Source organism: Bacillus sp. GbtcB14, from assembly GCF_019091205.1.
In the GTDB taxonomy this organism is placed as follows: Bacteria; Bacillota; Bacilli; order Bacillales; family Bacillaceae_G; genus Bacillus_A; species Bacillus_A cereus_AG.
Genome location: NZ_JAGXJT010000012.1, coordinates 1 through 18,336, shown reverse-complemented (window position 1 = coordinate 18,336; position 18,336 = coordinate 1). Strand labels below are relative to the sequence as shown.

The following is an 18,336-nucleotide window of genomic DNA, read 5'->3' as shown; positions in this document are numbered from 1 at the left end:
TCCTAATTTACTTCTTTCAATGGTTGTTTAATAATTCCCTTGTTCAAAAAGTGTTCGTACACCGATAATTTTTTCTTTTTCGCTTCCTTTGCTAATAAGCAAAGGACATTTGAACTCACATTTTTTCGCTCTATACTTGTAACACTTTCCTTCTCAATACTCTCTTCACTTATAATTACAAGCTTCATCGCTTCCTTTATAGCTGTTGCACGATCAAGATCTTCACTGTGTTTTTTTATTACTGCATCCGCAATTCGCTGAGCTACTTTTATTTCGATATCCATCGATAAAAGAAAGAGTACGATTTCTTCAGTAATTGAAATTCCTTTTGATTTTCGTTTACTTTCTTGAATTTTTTTCTGAATTCGAACCTTTTCATGAAGATCAATAGATGATTTATACTTCTCAAATTCTTCATTCATATCAATTGGTCTAATGTCCTCATATTTTGCAATCTCACTTGGAATACCCGATTTTAAAGCTTGCAACATAGGACGCACAAGCCTCAAACTATCCTTAGCTACTTGTTTCATTAAACTTAATGTAATTTTTTCTGTTCCTATGCTGATAGCCCGTATTTGTGAAATCATAAATAGTTTTACAGCGATATCAATAACTCCTTGGCTTTCTTCATATAGCAATTCATTTATCTCTTCTGTTAGTGGCGTATAAAACTTCATCCATTGATAATCCCACATACCTTCTACAAATAAATCCCAAGTATCATCTTTCGGCATTTGTCCCCACACCATATCCCCCTGTCCACTGCCTCGCCTTGCTTGACGAAACTCGCTTTGAAGGATAGATATGGCTTTATTTGTTCCAACCATTACAACAGGTATACCAATTGTATTAACAAGTGTGACAAAGAAATTTAACATCTTGTCCGACCCACCACTTTTGCTTAAATTTAAGTGTTGTATTTCGTCAATAATTAATATTCCGATAGCATGTAAACTTGCTAAATGGGTCATGTGTTGTAGCATTACATCAACTGTATTTCTTCTAGTACCAAATTTCTTAAAATAACTTGTACCCAATAAACGATCAAGTTCAGAGAAGAAACTTATACAAAGCCCTTTTACAGAACCATCGTAAGGACAATCAAGTTTTAACCACGATATTTGCGTAAGTTGCAAAGCCTCTCCCTCATATTCTCTATGCTGAATAAGTTGTGGATAATAAGATAAAATTCTTTCTAATGCTGTTGTTTTTCCAATACCAGAAAGTCCGATGATTGTAAAACCATGAGCTGTTCGCTTTATGGGTATATTATACGATTCTAAAAACTCACCTACTTTTAGACTACGGTAACTTTCATGCATTCTCATAACCTGTTGACGATTAAAAGGGTTTCGTGATAAATATCCTTGTCGAATTGTTCTTGATATACGTTGTTCTAAATCAAGATGTTTTTCAAATGGTTGAAAGTATTGAAATAACCTTTGAACACAATGGAAACGATAACTAGCATCTAATTCTCTTTCTCGTTCATCATATTGAGGGAACACAGAACAATACTGTACTATCTGTTCCTCTTCCAAAATTGGTGGCAATGCTTCTATTAAGGGGTTCCCACGAAATTCATGCAGTATTTGTTCAGTATAAAGTGCATCGATAATAGGTTGTTCAGAGCCTTTATACAGCAGATTAATTTCGTTTTGCACGCTCTTTCAACTCCTTCTGTTTACGTCGAAGAATATCTATTTTACTTGTTGTAGGGGATATTTCCACTTCACTTGGAACATGCATTTCAAGAACTTCGGCATGATGGTCAATCTCCTTATATTCTGCAAGCAAAAATGCTTCTTCTTTTCGCCTTGCTTCCTTTTCGAAAGCTTTGTTTTTCCGAATGCCCTTTGTTCGTTGTGCATTACTCATCGGTATTTTTTCAGTTTTTGATTTCTTCTTAGCACCTTTGACAACATATTCTATTTCAGCATCCAAATTTACTTTTTCCTGCAATTCTTTATGCTTATATTCTTGTTGTTTATATTTCTCATAGGCGCGAAGATATTCTATATCATAAAGTGAACAATCCGAATAACGTTTTTGATGGTCTAATAATGTACAAACTTCGTAGCCTCTATCATCCTCATTTAGCAAATAAATATAGCTCATATTACGAGGATCATATGAAACCTTAATGCGCCAACTTTTCTCTCTTGCTTGAGGAAACCACCCTTCTCGTATCGCCTTTTCACAAGAATACTTCATACCTTTGAATTCAATCCCTTTATATGTGATTTTGGCATTTCCTTGTGCAAGAAGATGTAGTTTTACTATATCCTCTGGATAAGAGCGGAGACGACCAGAACGATTTTTCACACCCCAATTCCATAATTCTTTTGGAATAAGTTCTACTTCATCTGTTATCATCATTTCATTTGCATCATAGTTTTTTAACCAATGATGATTATTATGATACAGTACACATTTAATAATAATTTGGGTGAATTCTTGAATCGTTAGTTGTGCATCCAAGCGATAATCACGATCTCCACGAACATGAACATCTGTATCAACCACACCTGGCAAGAATGGTTTCACTTTTAAGTTTGTTGTTCGAAAATGTTGTTCAACGATTCCTTTCCAATCAGCTCTATATGGCGGTGTATTTTCAACTTTCATATTGAAAGCTGTAATTAAACGTTCAACATCATATCCTTCAAGTTCCCCACGATCCGCAAGAAGCGTTTGAGGTAAATAGTTTGTGTCCCATTCTTCTGGCTTAATACCTATACCATACCTTTTACAGAAAGCCACTTTATCACTAGCTGCGTTGGCAAGAGCCATACTCGCACCTAACCACGAAGGTCCTTCTAATCCAACATAAATTCCAGTAATCATACGACTGAACATATCAATTACTGCATATAAAACGGGGCGTCCAATAATCCACTCTCGATTATAGCTACTTACAAGATAAACATCTGCAATTGTGGCATCAATTTGATATTTAGTTCCTGGACCGTACATCTCACCTACTGAAGTACCTAATACCGCACGATGTCTTAATTCATATTTCCGATCACCTTGTCGTTTACGTTTTTTCTCTTCCGATGTATAGGTTTTTTGATACCAATATTGGAATTGCCGAAAAGTAGGTAACTTATTATTTTCTTTTAGAATAGGTTTTTTCACACCGTCTTCATATACATAATCCTCTGCAAAATATGCTTTTAACATCATCTGATATGCAGCAGATAATGGATTTTTTTTAACCGTGTGATAATATTTTTTTATACTGACCTGGAAAATTTGTTTTATTTCATCTGTTACATTAATTCCTTCTCCAGCTACACCTGAGAACTTCCTAGGTCGTCCTGTTTTGTTACTGCCTAAAATGCGTTCTTTACCACGCCCTCCTGAATTTCGATAATCTGGTAGCAATGCATTTTTCACCTTTCCCCGTTTCCAATACTGCCTTAGGTAACTATAAATCACACTCTTAATTTTCTTTGTACGCTCACATGTCTCTGCTACCAATTTTCCTCTTTTTTGTTTATCGTAAATATCTGGTTCAAGCGAAACTATTTCATGCACGATTTTCCATCTGTCATCTCTGATATCTTTTTGTTTTTGAGGTATGCTTTCTTCTTTTTGATAAACAAATGCAAACGGTTCTTCCCTCACAACATGGAGAAGTTCCTGATTAAGTAATTCTTCTAAATCAGATAATCTGCGTTTAATAGGAAGTGCTTTTGCGCTTTTTATATCAATGGTATAACAAATGATATATCCGTCATCAATCCATAGTATTCGTTCTGTCATTTCTTTACCGCTTGCATCTGTAAAAGAAACAATCTCATTTTCAACAAACATCTAAACTGCTCCTTTCTCCCAATTTTGAGCGCCTTCCAAAATAAGATCCTCTACAAATAAATGAGTGTGTATTGGTTGGAACATATCCACTTTAATCTCTTTAACCGCAATAAGATGTTTAAATAGCTCCAAAGCCATGCCATTTTCTAGCCCATATTGGATATCAAATTGTGTTAGTATTTCAATTAAAGAAACACCTTTTCTTGAAAGAGAATATTTCAATTGTTGCAGCAAAGTTTTATATGCTGAAGGAGAGAGGTCTTCATGAAAAAAATACGACGTGTGTAACCATTCCACATTATTCACTAATATTTTAGGGATTTCATTTTCCGTCACTATTCCCCAATCTACGTTTCGTTGATACCAATATTCTCTTTCTATTTCAAACTTTTCTATTACCCTATGTTTTTCCAATTCATTTGAAGGTTTAATTGTTCTTGCAATTAATTTAATCCCTTCTTCGGTTTTTACTGTTAATAGAAAATCTGTGGTCATTACAATAGGTACACTTGTTTTTGGATCGGTTGGATGCTTGATATCCTTTTCTTCTGCAATTTTAAGTGTATCAATACGATGAAGTGGATATTGCTCACGAATATCAACGATAAGGCTTCCCCATTCACATATATAGTAATAATCTTTCTCTAGTTTCGATAAAAATTGATGAATACGATTTGTTTTCCACCCCATCGTTCTGGTGGAAAGTCCTTTTGATGAAAAATCTTGTATATTTAGCCAAGGTTTGTACTTACTCCCTTCCCCTTGACCACGACCTTCTTTTTCCATCTGTTCAATTTTCTTTTCTGTTAAACCCATTTTCCTCTTTGCCATACAATCTATCCTCCTTTGTTCATGTTGTTCCTGTGCAAATAATTGTAAAGATAATACTGCATTGCTTCATTAGCAAAATTAACTAATTGCTCTATTTTTAAAAATGAATATGGCTTTTTTAAAAATGGGAAATTTCACAAGAAAATAAAAAAAAGCAATTTTTAAATGAACATAATCTTAGAAAAAAATAAAAGATATTATCCTCCTCAATCCTTATATATTTTTTTATCTAAATTTCTTTGTTGTCTAAAAACAACTCTATTTATATTTATTGACAATAAATGTTGTTCTTAAACAACATTTGGATAAAAAAAGAAATGCTTATACCATAGCACTTCTCATCTTTACTTCTTATTTAATATTTCATTGATAAGATGTAATCTCTGAATTGTTTTTTCTTCATCCTCAACAACAAAAGATTCTACAATCGTTATAAACAATTTCTTTAGTTCTTTAATAATATATTCATTATTTACATGTTTTGCTAATTTATCTGATGGAATATCATTCGTCACATTCAATAATATATCTCTCCATGTACCTTGTCCTATTATTTGTTTTCCAAGTAGAGCTTTGCTAGCACCTTGTAATATAAACAGATCCATTGCTTCTAAAAAACCTTCCAGGTACTTTATTTTCGTTTCTTTCCCATGTATAAAGTTTTCTATATACCTTGCTATTTCGCTAGGTCTGACGTTTTCATTAATTTTCCCATTCCTTACTAATATTTGTTTTGTTAAATTTGCTATCTCATATTGTTCCTGTGAAGAAAGTGATTTTAATGTATTTCTTACATTTTCTATATACATACTTATCCTCCTCACTTTATAAGAAGATCCTAAGTATCTCTTCAACATGAAATGTGGTTTGTCCTTTTCATAAAAAATAGCAGAAAGGAATGAAACCCCCTCTACTATCGCTGTTTGTTTAATAATCCGTATACAAGTTTACAAGCATATTATCCATGCCCTTTCTTCAACACTTCGGTCACAACATCGCTCTAAGATCATTAAATTATGCCAGTTTATTTATTTTCAAAAACTTTCACTCTATTTAACACTTTAGCTTTCCACGAACCATTTTCTTTTGTACACCACCAGACTTCTTTATTACTATAAGCCCCTATATCAAATGGTGTTAAACTTCCGTTTTTCTCAAAATCCCATTCTTCCGCTAGTTGTGGAAATTTTGTTGCAAGGCAGTTATCTAAACTTACCTTATGTCCTGAACAAAAAGGACAATTTCCCCTTTTTTTATTATATATTGCCATTTTCCATTCATGAGTGTGTGCTTTTCCTTTATCGCAATACCACCAGACTTCTTTATGGCTTCCGATAGTTACATCTTCTGGTGTTAATTCTCCATTTTTCGTTGGATGCCATTGTTTCGCTATTTCTGGTTTTACTTTTGCCAAACAATTTTCTTCATTCACTTTTTTTCCAGCACAATATGGACATCCATTGCCATTTTTTTTATTTACTATTGTGCAATCATAACTGTGTCCCAGTTTACATTTCCACCAGACTTTTTTTCCAGAACGTGTTGTCATTCTTAAGAAGTCGATTTCTTTATTTTTCTCAAAATCCCATTCTTTTAGTAAATCAGGTCTTGTTTGTACAAGATTGTTTGGATCACACCATTTACATTTATGATAATTAATTGTTCTTGCGTATATCTGCGCTTTCCATTCATCTTGACACTTCGGACACTGCCACCATACTTTCTTACCTGATTTCGCTTTTACGCTATTGGGTTTTAACTTTCCGTTTTTTATTGGATGCCATTCTTTTGCTAGTTCTGGAAATTCTAATTCTAGACTAATTTTTTTTAGTGAAACAATAAATAATGAATTTATTTCTATTTCATCTTCCTCTATATCTATTTTTAAATCGTTAATCTTATCAATATATTCATTTTTCAAAATTCTATTTTGTTTTATATAATTAAACACATCTTCTACTATTTTGTTTAAGTTTTCTCTGTTTTTAGGAATTGATTCTAACGTTATTCCATTAAACTTTCTGAGTCCAGCTAGTCCCTTTTCTCTGACTCTTATTATTTCGATACCCAACTTATTTAACTTTTTATTCTTCTCTTCATCCTGTCTAATTCTTTTTTCATGGTAAAAAACTCCATCGTATTCTATTGCTATTTTATATTCTGCTATAAAAACATCTACATCAACCTTTCCTCCATCCGCTTCTATTTTGTGAGGATTAATAACCCCTTCAAACACTTTATTTAGGTAATAATAAATTGCTTGTTCAGGAAATGAAGTTTTTAATTCATAATGACAATGTTTACAACCAGTACCTTTCGAAGTTCTAGATTTTACAGCAGCTTTCCATTCATGTCCTAATTCACACTCCCACCAGAATTCCTCGTTACTTCCATAATTAACTTCTTCTGGTGTTATATCTCCATTTCTTTTGTAATTCCATTCTTTTATCAACTCAGGAAATTTTCCAGCTAAAGAAGAACCATTTTTTAACTTATATTTTTTAAAACTTTTAATTCTTGAATCTTTTGCACATTCAGGACAGCTAGTACCTGAAGTTCGGCTACTTACTGTTGCCCTCCATTCATTTTTGCATGTGCTACATTTCCACCATATCTGTTTATTCGATTTAGGTGTAACATTATTCGGAAGTAATCCTTCATTCTTTGTAGGGGACCACTCTTTTGCCACTTCTGGAAATTTAGATTCCAATGTGTTACCTATTTTTATTTGGTTCTTATTACGAGTTTCCGCACCTTGTTCATACATTAAAGTGTTTAATCTATTCCGTACTGCCTTTTTTATACCACATTTTGGACAACCGCTACCCCTTTTTGTTCTTAAATATGGCGTTGTCTCATAATCTTTGTGACCGTTAGGACATTTCCACCATACTTTTTTTCTGAGCCTGGTACAGTCTCGAATATTGATATACCTTTATTTTTTTCAAAAGACCATTCTCCAGCTATTTCGGGAAATAATGTAAAAATTGAATGGCACTTAGGACAACCTGCTTCATTATGTATTGTTCTACTTTTAATCATCGATTCCCACTCATAACTACAGTCAATACATTTCCAAAATACCTTTTTAGCCGATCTATAATGATAATGCGCAGGATCTAATTCTTTATTTTTTTTATAATCCCATTCCTTCATTAATTCTGGAAATTTATTTACAAACGCATCTGGTTTTCTATCAACCTTTTTTGCACATTTCGGACAACCACTTCCTTCATTAGTTCTTTTTGAAACTTTAGTAATCCATGTATGATTACATTTATAGCATTTCCAGTTTGCTCTTTGTACAGTACCTGCCAGAATATCTTCAGGTTTTATACCTTTATTATTTTTATAATCCCAATCTTTCGCTATTTCTGGATAAAGTGTCTTTAAGTTATTCGTAACTGATACCTTTCTATTTAAACAAAAGGGACATTTTCCACCTTTTTTTCTTGCGTAAACTGTCATTTCCCATTCATGATCTGGTCCTTTTGAACACTTCCACCATATATATTTTTCTGAGCCGTATGACACATCATTCGGCGTTAATTTACTATTTTTCGTTGGATGCCATTCTTTTGCTAGTTTTGGAAACGCATTTATTAATTTATTTTCTTCACTTAGTTTTTTCCCCATTCTCACCATCTCTTTCTTTCAAATTAGTTAATAAGTGTATAACACGCTTTATTATCTAAATTCAGAAAAACAAATCACTTAAAAAAATGATTCTAGTTTTCGAAATACCTTAATTAAACTCAGCATTCAACATAAAAGACCCAAACCAATAAAAATTGATTTGGGTCTTTTTCAAACGACGATTATATCAGTACCTAACATTATTGTCTGATACCCAGCTTTATTGTATTTCAACATCTGCACTTGCTTTTTGATGATTAATCCTTCAAATTATTGTGTTCTTTTTAATCCTGCTCCCATCAATAAAACATCAATTTCTCTATTTTTTTCATCTTTAAAATTTTTAAGTATCGAAAAAATTTTTTCGACATCTAATGTATCTGGAGAATCTGGATGCCATGCTTTTCCTTCTAAAGCCAACGAGTAAAAATTTACAATTCCCCATGCTTTCTCAATTAATTCGTCTATATGTTTCATTGTTAATGCTGCGTCTTTTGGCAACTGTCCTTTATCAAAGAAATACTTCATATCATTATGAGCGTAAACTTTATCTCGCCATATAAAAAGGTTATTCAAACACTCCTTTTTTTCTTCGATAATTTTCTTATGATTTTCAATTTCCTTTTTGGTAATCATCAAAGAATCAGCTGCATTTTCTTTATAATCAAAAAGAGCCCTATTAACATCAGCAATATTTATTAATTTATTCAAATTAGCGGTCGTCCTTCCATGTTCATAAAGCTTCGCTAAAGTGATAATAACATCGTTGAATAATGACTGAAGTGTCAGAGTAAAAAAAGCTGGCGCAATATTAAGTTCATCCAAATGTTCATTTCTATGCTTTTGAATGTGTCTCCATAATTGAAATTTTGATCTTACATTTATAATTTCAAGCATGAATCCCCTTATTAACTGATGTATCTTTTTCTTATCGTACCCACTCAAAACTTAACCCCATTTCCAAAATAATATCTGTATCATTACATTATTTCTCCCCACAAATTATAACAAACTCTATAGTTAAAAGTAAAAAAAAGCACCTTTAAAAAGATGAGTAAAAAAACAAAAAAGCATCGACAAATGCCGATGCTTTTCGTGCCTATTTCAATAGACCAGTACCTAAAATTATTTTTTGGCACCCTACTTTATTGTATTTCAACATTTAGTATGCAACTTTGTTGTCGAGTATTGAACTTTGTTATTCAGTATTGAACTTTGTTGTTCAGTATCTAACTTTGTTGTGTTTCAACACTATATTTATTAACTTATCAATCTCCTACTCAACCGTAACAGACTTAGCTAAGTTACGCGGCTTATCAACATCACACTCGCGGTGAAGTGCTGCGTAGTATGAGATAAGTTGGAATGGAATAACTGCTACTAGCGGTGCTAATGCTTCGTGTACAGCTGGTAATACGAAGCTGTCACCTTCCATTTCTAAGCCTTTCATTGAGATGATACATGGGTTAGCTCCGCGTGCTACTACTTCTTTCACGTTACCACGAATTCCAAGGTTTACGTGCTCTTGTGTAGCAAGTGCGATAACTGGTGTACCGTTTTCGATTAAGGCGATTGTACCGTGTTTTAATTCTCCTCCAGCAAATCCTTCTGCTTGGATGTAAGAAATTTCTTTTAGCTTTAACGCGCCTTCTAAACCTACGTAGAAGTCTACGCTACGTCCGATGAAGAAACAATTACGCGTTGTTGCTAAAAATTGTTTTGCTAATGCGTCCATTTCTTCTTTTTGATCACAAAGTTCTATCATTGCATTTGCTACAAGTCCTAATTCGTGTGTTAAATCGAAATCAAGAACTTCGCCTTTTGCTTTAGCAATGTCCGCAGCTAAAATTGAAAGTACTGCAAGTTGTGCTGTGTAAGCTTTCGTTGATGCAACTGCAATTTCTGGTCCCGCGTATAACGGAAGTGTATAATCAGCTTCACGAGAAAGCGTAGAACCAGGTACGTTTGTAATCGTTAATGCTTTATGACCCATTTCATTTGTTTGTACAAGTACTGCACGGCTATCTGCTGTCTCACCACTTTGTGAAATGTAAATGAAGAATGGTCTTTCTGTTAATAATGGCATGTTATAAGAGAATTCACTTGCTACATGCACTTCAACTGGCATTTTTGCAAACTTCTCGATAAATTGTTTTCCAACAAGACCTGCATGATAACTCGTTCCACATGCAATGATGTAAATACGATCGCTATCTAAAATCGCATTACGAATGTCTTGATTTAATTCAATCTCGCCATTTTCATCTTGATACTTTTGAATTATATTACGGATTACAAGTGGTTGCTCATCGATTTCTTTAAGCATGAAATGAGGGTATGTTCCTTTTTCAATATCACTTGCGTCTAATTCCGCTGTAAACGGTGCACGTTCAATCGTTTCACCTTGTAAGTTTTTAATTGTAATACTTTCTTTCGTTACAATTACGATTTCTTTATCCATTAATTCGATAAATTGATCTGTAACTTGTAACATCGCCATAGCGTCGCTCGCCACAACATTAAAGTTGTCACCAACACCTACTAATAGCGGGCTTTTGTTTTTAGCAACATAAATCATGTTTGGATTTTCAGCATCAAGTAGTCCGATTGCATAAGAGCCATGTAAAAGAGATAGCGTATTACGGAACGCTTCTTCTACACTTAATCCTGTGCTCACTTGTTGTTCCATAAGCTGTACGATAATCTCTGTATCTGTTTCACTTACGAACGTTACATCCTGTAAATATTCTTTTTTCACTAATTCATAGTTTTCAATTACACCGTTATGAACTAGTGTAAAGCGTTTTGATGTACTTTGATGCGGATGCGCGTTTACTTTACTTGGAACACCGTGTGTAGCCCAGCGTGTGTGTCCGATACCTACGCTTGCTGCTACGTTCTCGTCTACGATTTCACGAAGTTTTGCAATACGGCCTTTTTCTTTGTATACAACAACACCGTTCTCTGCTTGTACTGCAATACCTGCTGAATCATATCCACGATATTCTAGCTTTTCTAAACCTTTTAATAAAATTTCCTTTGCATCTTGCTCTCCAATAAATCCTACGATTCCACACATGTTTAGTCGCCGCTACAAATGCTTACACTGCTCTGCGAACATGTAACGACATAGTCCGATACCATTTTTATTTATACTAAAAAACGGATTACATATTGCTAGCCCTGTAAGCTTGTAACGGCTTTCACCTTCCTTTCGATTGGGGGTTTAAGTCAGTATATACTTATACAGCTAGTTTTCATCCGTTCCTTTTCTCTCATCACACTTTCACCTTTGTCCACTAAGTCACCTTAATGATTTAAGTAAAAGCTTGCGGTTGTGATGAACAACCGGGAGTCATCCGCCGAAATCTCGATAAACTCCACCTCGTCAACTACACTACTTGTAGTTCTGGCGCTTCTATAATTTACAATATTTCCTTTGAGAAAAAGAACAAGACCATCTTATAACAAACATGGATAAACCGTCAATGAAATTTTTTTCATCGTCTATAAAACATATGAAAAAGGAGCACTTCTTGTGCTCCTTTTCAATAAATTTATCTAATTATTCAGCGCCAACTTCAGCTTTCACAACTTCTACAATGCGATGTACATATGCATCACAAACTTCTTGTGTTGGTGCTTCTGCCATTACACGGATAAGTGGCTCTGTTCCAGATGGACGAACAAGAATGCGGCCATCACCGTTCATTTCTTCCTCTACAACACGAATAATTTCTTTAATTTTTTCATTTTCTAATGCTAGTTTTTTATCTGTTACACGAACGTTTACTAGTAATTGTGGGAATTTTGTCATCTCACCTGCAAGCTCAGATAATGGTTTTTTCGTCATTTTCATGATGTTTACCAGTTGAAGTGCACTTAACATTCCATCACCAGTTGTAATGTAATCAAGTAAGATAATATGCCCCGATTGTTCTCCACCTAAGTTGTAACCACCACGCTTCATCTCTTCCATTACGTAACGGTCACCAACTGCTGTTTTATCACTTGTGATATTGTTAGCTTCAAGCGCTTTGTAGAAACCTAAGTTACTCATAACAGTTGAAACGACTGTATTATGCTTTAGTTGACCAGTTTCTTTCATGTACTTCGCACAAATAAACATAATTTGATCGCCATCAACGATGTTTCCTTTTTCATCTACAGCAATTAAACGGTCACCATCACCATCAAAGGCAAGACCGATATCAGCGCCTTTGTCTTTTACTAATTTAGCTAATACTTCTGGATGCGTAGAACCTACTCCATCATTAATGTTCATGCCGTTTGGTGAAGTTCCCATTGTTGAAATATCAGCCTCTAAATCCGCGAATAAGTATGGAGCTAAAGAAGACGTAGCACCATGCGCACAATCTAAAGCGATATGTAAACCAGAGAAATCTTCCTCTACAGTTTGTTTAATATATTGTAAATATTTTTGGCCGCCTTCAAAATAATCACTCACTTGTCCAAGATTCGTACCTGTTGGACGTGGTAATTCATCAACTTCTTTGTCTAATAAAGCTTCGATTTCTGCTTCTTGCTCATCTGTTAATTTAAAGCCGTCTGAACCGAAGAATTTGATTCCGTTATCCTCTACTGGATTATGAGATGCAGAAATCATAACACCTGCTTGTGCGTCTAACGCTTTTGTTAAATAAGCAACACCTGGTGTAGAAATAACACCAAGGCGCATTACTTCTGCTCCAGTTGATAATAGACCTGCTACTAAAGCTCCTTCTAACATATGTCCTGATATACGTGTATCACGGCCGATAATTACTTTTGGACGATCTGTATCTTTTGTTAATACATAACCACCAAAACGTCCAATTTTGAACGCTAATTCAGGTGTTAACTCCTGGTTCGCAACCCCACGTACTCCATCTGTACCAAAATATTTACCCATTATGATTCGCTCCTTTTTCTGGCTCTTTTTGATTATCTACTGTTGGCTCTTGACTAGTTTCTTTTTCTTTATTTTGTTCCTGTTCCTTTTCCTTTTCCGGGTCAGGCTTAGGCTTATGTTCAGGTTCAGGATTTTTTGGTTTTTCAGTTTGATTATCTTGGTTATTATTTGAATCTGGTTTTTCACCGTTACCCTGTACTTCTTTATCTGGATTTTCTTTCTTCACAATTGTGACTTTAGCACTTTTTTGCTTTGGCTCTATTGAAATATTACCAGGACCGCTCACTTGAATAGACACATCCTTCGTCCCTGGAGATACATTTTGCAGATTAATCGCTGCTGTTATTTGAGCAGCTGTTATTTTATCTACTATACTTGTTTCTCCTGAAATATCAACGCTTATCTTCCCATCTTGCGGCGAAATTAGCTGGGCCGTAACATCTTTAGAAAGTCCATTTTTTTGAATTGATATACCATCAATCGTTCTTGTTTTCGTTTGTTTTGCTTTTTGCACGCCTACTGAAACCTTCACTTGATTCGGTTTTGCACTTGTTACACCCTTTGGCAATAAAACAGAGGTATCGAATGTTGTAGACTCTGTCAATTGACTAAGATCTACTTCGACCCCCTCTATCGATTGTATATTATCCAATATATCTTTTGGACCTGCTATCGTTACTTCTCTCGGTTCAACGCTAATATTTGTAACGGCCAATCCTTCTGGTAAACTCCCCTTTTTTGTATACGTTACAGGAACAGTTTTTTCAGTATTATTGGCCGTTGCTTGCGTAACCACATTCAATGTGACACTAATTTTAGATGGACTCGTTCTTACATTTAAACGTTTTCCTTCTTTATTGTATAATGTAACTTCGGCTGTTTTGGTAACAGTTTTATTAACACCTTTTAAATCAATATACGCCTTAGCAGATGAAATACTTTCAATTTCTTCTTTCGTCCCAACTACCTCAACAGTATCTGGTTTAATGTTTGATTTTTCTAGAGTAGAACCTGCTGGCATTTGATCCTCATTTGATAATTTTAAGTCTACATGAACGTATTTTCTCGCTTTTTCATGTAGAGTAATTTTAATTGTTGATGGCTGAACTGTTCCTTTCACATCATCTGGAAGCCCGTTCGTTTTCAAAGAAACTTCATAAGTTCCTTTTTCGCTATCTCTCAAATCAACTGGTATATCAAATTGTTTTTTTGCTTTTGCTGTAGCAACTGCTGCTTTTGGGCCCTCTAATTTCACCTTAACGCCCTCTGACGGAATACCACTTACAATATATTTCTCTTCATCATACTTAAGGTTAATAGCATAATTAGTTAATGTTTCTTTCGCATCATTTGCAAAAGGTAGTATCCCCGATGTCGTATTTTTTTCAGTTAAAGTCGCTGACATAAAAAGCATACACGCCAATAGTAATGAGATCCCTTTTAAAAACCAATGATTCTCCATTAACTTATCCATGACGCTTTCTCCTCCAATTCCATAAAGACGAAGAAGTCGTTTTTTCGCTCGCACTAAATTCAGCTAACAACATATCTTTCAGTTGTTCTGTCTTCAAATCACGATGCAACTTACCATTTTTCGTTAAAGAAATTTGACCTGTTTCTTCCGACACAACTACTGTAATACTATCAGTAACTTCACTAACTCCCATTGCAGCGCGATGCCTAGTTCCTAACTCCTTAGAGATAAAAGGACTTTCCGATAACGGAAGATAACAAGCTGCTGCTTTAATGGTACTTCCTTGCATAATGACTGCTCCATCATGAAGAGGTGTATTAGGAATGAAAATATTAATGAGTAATTCCGATGATACGTTTGCATTTAGCGGAATACCTGTTTCCACATAATCACCCATACCGGTCTCTTTCGACAAAGTAATTAATGCACCAATTCTACGTTTCCCCATATATTCCGTTGCTTTCGCTATCGCTGTTGCAACGATTTCAGGTTCATCATCCTCATGAGTTCCAACACGCGAAAATAAACTCCCGCGCCCTAGTTGCTCAAGTGCCCTTCGCAATTCTGGCTGGAAAATAATAATAACGGCTAAAAATCCCCACGTTAATACTTGCTCAGTCAGCCAATATAGCGTATGCAATTCAAGGAAAATACTGATCATCCGAACGACAATAATAACTGTAATCCCTTTTAAAAGTTGAACAGCTTTCGTCCCTCGGATTATGAGAATTAGCTTATATATAATAAACCATACAACGGCAATATCTAATACCGTACTAAGATATTTCAAAATGGTCGTATCTTCAAAAGGCATGCTAACCCTTCCTCCTACTTACGAGCAATTCTATCCATATATTGAAATATTGTTTTATGCTCTATCTGTATGTATTTCCAACAACTAGTTAATTATACCATACATGAAACAAACAACAATTACAAACAACCCCCTTTAGTCTAAATTGGTACGATGTCAAACATTATTATCGTACAGTATAATATAAATCATTATTATACGCTTATTTTCAAATAAAAAAAGCAACTTCGCAGTTGCTTTTCTTACATTTATTTTAGTTTTTCACCGAATAAAGAACCCATTAAAGCAACCGCTGTTGTTGCCGTTCTATTTCGCTCATCTAAAATAGTATTTACTTCAACAAACTCAGCAGATGTAACAATATCAGCTTCCGCTAACATTTCCATTGCTAAATGGCTTTCACGATAAGATAGGCCACCAATTACAGGCGTTCCAACTCCTGGTGCATCATGTGGATCAAGGCCATCTAAATCTAATGATAAATGTACACCATCAGTATGAGATAAATACGCGATTGTTTCTTCCATAACAGCCGTCATACCCATACGATCAATCTCGTGCATTGAGAATACTTTAATACCTTCATTGCGAATAAAGTCTTTTTCTCCTTCATCTAATGCACGTGCACCGATAATTACAACGTTCTCTTTTTTCACCTTTGGATATGCCCCGTATAAATCTACAAGTGAAGGATGTCCATATCCCAAACTTGCTGCAAGTGACATACCATGAATATTTCCAGATGGTGAAGTTTCTTCTGTATTTAAATCACCATGTGCATCATACCAAATAACACCTAAGTTTTTATAATGTTTCGCAACACCCGCTAATGTACCAATAGCGATACTATGATCGCCACCCAATACAAGTGGGAAACGTCCTTCTTCTATAATATGATCCACCTTACTTGCTAATTCGTTACAAACAGTTGCGACTTGTGTAAGGTTTCTTAAGCTTGTATTTTCATCTACTTCTTTTTCTCTCTCTATACATATATCTCCCATATCTTTAACGTCATATCCAATTTCTTCAATTCTTTCAATTACGCCTGCATAACGGATTGCGCTCGGTCCCATATCAACTCCGCGACGCATCTGTCCTAAATCCATTGGAACTCCAATAACTGAAATTTCTTTTTTCATAGATAGTATCCCCCTTTTGTGCCTTCACTAAATATTTTAAATCTTTTATATACTCTGACTCAACTCGACATTTTTCTGTATGGATATACAAATTATTCACTTATATTCGCTTTAAAATCCAAATGTTAAGACTATTCTATGTATAAAGTTAACCTAATGAAACAACTACCATCATTATTATTAGATAATAATAAAAAACACTCCTACATTTAGAAGTGTTTTTCTGATGCTATTTTCCATACTGCGGCAATATTCTTTGCTGTCATTTCGATATTTTCTTCCGCTACTTTATATGCCTCTTCTAATGTCATCGGACTCGCTGTAATACTAAATACTGCATCGATTCCTTTTTCGTGAACAGCTGGATAATTCGGAGATACAGATCCTCCAATAGCAATGACAGGAATACGAAAATACTTTGCACGCTCCGCAACACCTACAGGGGCCTTTCCATATGCTGTTTGTTCATCTATTCTCCCTTCGCCAGTTATAATTAAATCTGCGCCTTCTATATGCTTATCAAAATTTGTGTAGTCTAATACAATTTCAATTCCTCTCCGCAGGCTTCCCTTTAACACTCCAATAACAGCTGCTCCCATTCCTCCTGCGGCTCCTGCGCCAGGTATTTTAGATACGTCGCAAGATAAGTATTGTTTAAGGATATTCGCATAATGCTTTAAATTCTCATCCAGCTCTTTCATCATCTCTGCATTCGCACCCTTTTGTCTCCCAAATACGAAAGATGCTCCCCTTATTCCAACTAAAGGATTATCTACATCACATGCTGCCTCTATCTTTATATGCGTTAAGCGTGAATCCATTCGTGAAAAATCAATAGCGACAATCGAATGTAACGTTCCTCCAGATGGCTCTATTACTTCCCCTTTTCTATTTATAAACCTGACCCCTAAAGCTGACAACATACCTGCTCCGCCATCATTTGTAGCACTTCCGCCAAGTCCTAAAATAATGTGCTCAGCTCCTTCGTCTAGCGCATGTAGTATAAGCTCTCCGGTTCCTTTAGTCGTTGTAATAAGTGGGTTTCGCTTTTTAATCGGAACATATTGTAATCCTGATGCTGCTGCCATTTCAATAAACGCTGTCTTTTTATCTTTAGACATACCGTAAAAGGCTTGCACACGTTCTCTAAGCGGTCCTGTTACATGAAGTGATATAATCCTTCCCCCTGTAGCATCCACAAGTGAATCAACCGTTCCTTCTCCTCCATCTCCAATTGGTATTTTCACATACTCTGCTTTAGGGAAAATTGTTCCAAAACCTCTTTCAATAGCCTCACATACTTCTATAGCTTTTAAGCTTTCTTTATATGAATCCGATGCAATAACAACTTTCACAATTATCCCCATCCTTTATTTTCGCATTTTCTCTATTTTAAATGACAAATATGAAAGTTGTCTTTTTAAACACAAAAAAAGCTTACATCATATGATGTAAGCTTCTCTATTAGATGGAGCCTAGCGGGATCGAACCGCTGACCTCCTGCGTGCAAGGCAGGCGCTCTCCCAGCTGAGCTAAGGCCCCTTAGTAATAAAGCGGAAGACGGGATTCGAACCCGCGACCCCAACCTTGGCAAGGTTGTATTCTACCACTGAACTACTTCCGCGAAAATGGTGAGCCATGAAGGATTCGAACCTTCGACCCTCTGATTAAAAGTCAGATGCTCTACCAACTGAGCTAATGG

The 18,336-nt window shown here is 35.1% G+C and carries 13 protein-coding genes, 2 tRNA genes and 1 pseudogene; all 16 read right to left on the bottom strand.

The window, feature by feature from the left end:
* Positions 1-2 precede the first annotated feature (2 nt).
* The 16 genes and pseudogenes from KVT31_RS24730 to KVT31_RS24655 all read right to left on the bottom strand — a co-directional run bounded on the left by KVT31_RS24730 (position 3) and on the right by KVT31_RS24655 (position 18,258).
* Positions 3-1,667, bottom strand: coding sequence for an ATP-binding protein (locus KVT31_RS24730; RefSeq protein WP_088094868.1), 1,665 nt, complete (start codon positions 1,665-1,667; stop codon positions 3-5).
* On the bottom strand, positions 1,651-3,825 hold the full coding sequence (locus KVT31_RS24725; RefSeq protein ID WP_088094869.1) for a Mu transposase C-terminal domain-containing protein: 2,175 nt from the start codon (positions 3,823-3,825) through the stop codon (positions 1,651-1,653). The genes KVT31_RS24730 and KVT31_RS24725 overlap by 17 nt, the downstream gene beginning before the upstream one ends.
* Positions 3,826-4,656 (bottom strand): TnsA endonuclease N-terminal domain-containing protein, encoded by an 831-nt coding sequence (locus tag KVT31_RS24720; RefSeq protein WP_088094870.1) that lies wholly within the window; start codon positions 4,654-4,656, stop codon positions 3,826-3,828.
* 344 nt (positions 4,657-5,000) lie between these two features.
* Complete coding sequence (locus tag KVT31_RS24715) at positions 5,001-5,465, bottom strand: hypothetical protein (protein WP_088094871.1); 465 nt, start codon at positions 5,463-5,465, stop codon at positions 5,001-5,003.
* Between the two features lie 215 nt (positions 5,466-5,680).
* Complete coding sequence (locus tag KVT31_RS24710; protein ID WP_368858993.1) at positions 5,681-7,579, bottom strand: zinc-ribbon domain-containing protein; 1,899 nt, start codon at positions 7,577-7,579, stop codon at positions 5,681-5,683.
* Positions 7,495-8,292 (bottom strand): zinc-ribbon domain-containing protein, encoded by a 798-nt coding sequence (locus KVT31_RS24705; RefSeq protein WP_170930111.1) that lies wholly within the window; start codon positions 8,290-8,292, stop codon positions 7,495-7,497. The genes KVT31_RS24710 and KVT31_RS24705 overlap by 85 nt, the downstream gene beginning before the upstream one ends.
* Positions 8,293-8,562: 270 nt before the next feature.
* Positions 8,563-9,237: an AbiU2 domain-containing protein gene (locus KVT31_RS24700; RefSeq protein ID WP_088094874.1), complete on the bottom strand. Its 675-nt coding sequence runs from the start codon at positions 9,235-9,237 to the stop codon at positions 8,563-8,565.
* Positions 9,238-9,568: 331 nt separating this feature from the next.
* Positions 9,569-11,371, bottom strand: coding sequence for a glutamine--fructose-6-phosphate transaminase (isomerizing) (gene glmS, locus KVT31_RS24695; protein ID WP_016084009.1), 1,803 nt, complete (start codon positions 11,369-11,371; stop codon positions 9,569-9,571).
* Positions 11,372-11,383: 12 nt separating this feature from the next.
* Positions 11,384-11,571: pseudogene (locus tag KVT31_RS24690) on the bottom strand (hypothetical protein).
* A gap of 286 nt (positions 11,572-11,857) precedes the next feature.
* The gene (gene glmM / locus KVT31_RS24685; RefSeq protein ID WP_088094875.1) at positions 11,858-13,204 is read right to left on the bottom strand and encodes a phosphoglucosamine mutase; all 1,347 of its coding nucleotides are present in this window, start codon (positions 13,202-13,204) and stop codon (positions 11,858-11,860) included.
* Positions 13,197-14,678: a CdaR family protein gene (locus KVT31_RS24680; protein ID WP_088094876.1), complete on the bottom strand. Its 1,482-nt coding sequence runs from the start codon at positions 14,676-14,678 to the stop codon at positions 13,197-13,199. Before KVT31_RS24680 ends, glmM begins: the two co-directional genes overlap by 8 nt.
* Complete coding sequence (gene cdaA, locus KVT31_RS24675; RefSeq protein WP_048528662.1) at positions 14,671-15,492, bottom strand: diadenylate cyclase CdaA; 822 nt, start codon at positions 15,490-15,492, stop codon at positions 14,671-14,673. Before cdaA ends, KVT31_RS24680 begins: the two co-directional genes overlap by 8 nt.
* A gap of 248 nt (positions 15,493-15,740) precedes the next feature.
* Positions 15,741-16,634, bottom strand: coding sequence for an arginase (gene rocF, locus KVT31_RS24670; protein WP_088094877.1), 894 nt, complete (start codon positions 16,632-16,634; stop codon positions 15,741-15,743).
* A gap of 209 nt (positions 16,635-16,843) precedes the next feature.
* Positions 16,844-17,989: a glycerate kinase gene (locus KVT31_RS24665; RefSeq protein ID WP_140392315.1), complete on the bottom strand. Its 1,146-nt coding sequence runs from the start codon at positions 17,987-17,989 to the stop codon at positions 16,844-16,846.
* Positions 17,990-18,103: 114 nt separating this feature from the next.
* Positions 18,104-18,176: transfer RNA gene (locus KVT31_RS24660), tRNA-Ala, on the bottom strand.
* A gap of 10 nt (positions 18,177-18,186) precedes the next feature.
* Positions 18,187-18,258, bottom strand: a tRNA-Gly gene (locus tag KVT31_RS24655).
* Between the last annotated feature and the right edge of the window lie 78 nt (positions 18,259-18,336).

Bases quoted from the DNA above. Each gene is read 5' to 3' on its own strand.
- KVT31_RS24725 (WP_088094869.1), bottom strand. From the start codon at position 3,825: ATGTTTGTTGAAAATGAGATTGTTTCTTTTACAGATGCAAGCGGTAAA.
- KVT31_RS24720 (WP_088094870.1), bottom strand. From the start codon at position 4,656: ATGGCAAAGAGGAAAATGGGTTTAACAGAAAAGAAAATTGAACAGATG.
- KVT31_RS24715 (WP_088094871.1), bottom strand. From the start codon at position 5,465: ATGTATATAGAAAATGTAAGAAATACATTAAAATCACTTTCTTCACAG.
- KVT31_RS24705 (WP_170930111.1), bottom strand. From the start codon at position 8,292: ATGGGGAAAAAACTAAGTGAAGAAAATAAATTAATAAATGCGTTTCCA.
- glmS (WP_016084009.1), bottom strand. From the start codon at position 11,371: ATGTGTGGAATCGTAGGATTTATTGGAGAGCAAGATGCAAAGGAAATT.
- glmM (WP_088094875.1), bottom strand. From the start codon at position 13,204: ATGGGTAAATATTTTGGTACAGATGGAGTACGTGGGGTTGCGAACCAG.
- KVT31_RS24680 (WP_088094876.1), bottom strand. From the start codon at position 14,678: ATGGATAAGTTAATGGAGAATCATTGGTTTTTAAAAGGGATCTCATTA.
- cdaA (WP_048528662.1), bottom strand. From the start codon at position 15,492: ATGCCTTTTGAAGATACGACCATTTTGAAATATCTTAGTACGGTATTA.
- rocF (WP_088094877.1), bottom strand. From the start codon at position 16,634: ATGAAAAAAGAAATTTCAGTTATTGGAGTTCCAATGGATTTAGGACAG.